The sequence below is a fragment of the Brevibacillus sp. MCWH genome (assembly GCF_013096935.1).
GTDB classification, from domain to species: domain Bacteria; phylum Bacillota; class Bacilli; order Brevibacillales; family Brevibacillaceae; genus Brevibacillus; species Brevibacillus aydinogluensis.
In genome coordinates, this window is the sequence record NZ_SDLF01000178.1 from 1 (window position 1) to 436 (window position 436).

Annotated in this window: 1 protein-coding gene; it reads left to right on the forward strand. The window is 38.3% G+C overall.

Annotation, left to right across the window (positions count from 1 at the left end):
- Positions 1–220: 220 nt before the first annotated feature.
- Positions 221–436 (forward strand): hypothetical protein (locus ETC00_RS19965; protein ID WP_171567768.1); only part of this gene is annotated, 216 nt, incomplete at its 3' end.

Sequence of the window (436 nt, forward strand, 5' to 3'; positions counted from 1 at the left end):
GTATATTGGAACTTAATCTCAAACAAGAAAGCACGAACAGCTAATGAAATCATCAATAAAACAATAAGTTCGATGCCCAAGTTCATCTAACTCACCTCCCTCACTATATTATTCGTTCCATCTCCTAAAATAGTTGCGGTATGTACGCACAAAGAGATAAAAAAGTTAGTTACTCCCTTATATTGGTTGTCGAGAACTAATAGAAAAGGGGGTTAACCCAATGAAATATTTGCAGTCTGGTTATAGAGGTAATACGAAGGAACTTCGTGTTTACCTAATGAACGACTTGCACTTTGGGGCAGAAGCGGTGGATTATGACTTACTAAAGCGTGTGTTTAAAGAGATTGATAAACATAGAGACCACGCCCGCATCCTCATTAACGGTGACATTATTGAAGGCGTCACTAAAAACTCTACAGGTGACTTATTCCAACAG